The organism is Vogesella aquatica (assembly GCF_028548455.1).
Lineage (GTDB): Bacteria > Pseudomonadota > Gammaproteobacteria > Burkholderiales > Chromobacteriaceae > Vogesella > Vogesella aquatica.
On record NZ_JAQQLF010000041.1, the window covers coordinates 1 to 1,880 of the forward strand.

Here is a 1,880-nt window from a genome sequence, read left to right on the forward strand (position 1 = left end):
GTGGACCATGCCGATTCGGGATTGGAAGGCGGCGCTGACTCGCTTTACCATTCAGTTCGAGGAACGCATTCCACAGGCGTAACCCAAACCCCGTTTACACAAAAATTCGGACAGGCCCGGCTGGAATATCGCGATGCAATATCAGGTCGATAAGGTGTGTTTTTTATTTTTTACTTTCTTATCAATTACTTATTCCGCTTCTCTTTTGGGTGGAGAAGGCGGGGTTTGCCCATCAGTACAATAGATTGCCTTCTATAAGTGTATCTATAATTTTCCAATCAAAAATAGTCTCTGGAGTTCGACCATGGCTGCCGCTGTCAATGTTGCTCAAGGTAAAGTTGTGTCTCTCACTGGCAAAGTACTGGCCATTGCTGCAGATGGTTCCCAGCGCATTCTGAAGCTGGGCGACATTGTAGCCGCGGGAGAGCGTCTGGTTGTCCCGGCAGATGGCGCAATCGAACTCCAGGGAAGTAACGGTCACATCGTCAAGATTGCCGAAGCACGTGACCTCACCATTACCGATGACGTGTTCGGGCTTCAGGGTACTGACGCCACCGATGCCGCCATCGCACCACTTAATCCGGATGCCCAGCAGGTGTTGGCTGCGTTGGAAAGTGGACAGGACCCGTTGCAGGGTCTGGAAGATACGGCTGCGGGCCTAGCGGCTGGCGGCGGCGAGGATGGTGGCAATTCGTTTGTCGTGATTAGTCGGGTTGCAGAGAGTATTCAGCCACTATCGTTGAATAACCAGCTTGCTGAGGTCAGCACGCAAACCATCCAGAGCGCAGACACTACCACGGTAGCGGTTGACGACAGTACCGCCGTTACCATCAATAATGTCGGCCCTAGCCGTGATAATACCCCGCTGTTGACTGGTACCGGTGAAGCTGGCGCAACGGTCGTCATCACCAATGCAGCGGGTCAAGTTATTGCCACTACCGTGGTGGCCGAGAATGGCACTTGGTCAGTAGAGTCCGCTGTTGCTCTGCCAGATGGCAGCACGGGCCTGACCGCAGTTGCTACCGATACCAATGGCAATAAAGCTACCAGTATCGCTACTGCCGTCATCGACACCACCACTACGGTTACCATCGATAATGTAGGCCCTACACGCGATACCACGCCATTGCTAAGCGGTAGCGGCGAAACTGGCGCTACCATTGTGGTAAGCGACAAAGACGGTAATGTCATTGGCACCGCTACCGTGGGCACCGATGGCCGTTGGTCGGTAGAATCGACCCGACCGCTGCCCGAGGGTGGCAGCAATCTCACCGTTACCGCTACAGATCCGCTGGGTAATACTGCCAGCAATACCGGTACCGCGCAGATCGATACTACTGTGCCGCTAGCACCGGTGGTGCTGATCACCGAAGATGCCAATAACGACGGCGTGATCGCCAATGGTGAACTGTCTGGCAAGGTAGACGTCAGCATTACGCTGCCTGCCGGAACGAATGCAGGTGACGTGCTCACCATCAATAGTGGCACCACAACGCAGACCATTACCCTGACAGATAGCGATATCCGTACTGGTGTCGTGGCTATTACCCTGGATCCGCCGGCCGAAGGTAGCCAGCTTACCGTTACCGCCACGCTGACTGATCCGGCTGGCAATGTCTCGCCAGAAGGCAAAGACAGTGCACAGATCAATACCGCACAGATCGACTTTGTCGGCTCCTCTGCCGGCCCGGGTACTGCATCGGCAGACGAGGGCAGTAATCTGGTGTTTGATGTTCGTCTCAGCACCGCCAGCACAGTAAGCACCAGCTTCGACTTTGTACTGAAAGACGGCACCGCCACGTCCGACGACTACGGCAGCGCCAGCTTCAGCAACGGTGTGACTTACGACGCTACCAGCGGCAAGATCACCGTACCGGCCG

At 55.2% G+C, this 1,880-nt stretch carries 1 protein-coding gene; it reads left to right on the top strand.

The window, feature by feature from the left end:
* Window positions 1-340: 340 nt before the first annotated feature.
* The coding region (locus PQU95_RS18435) for a retention module-containing protein (protein WP_272753354.1) at window positions 341-1,880 on the top strand (1,540 nt) is incomplete at its 3' end.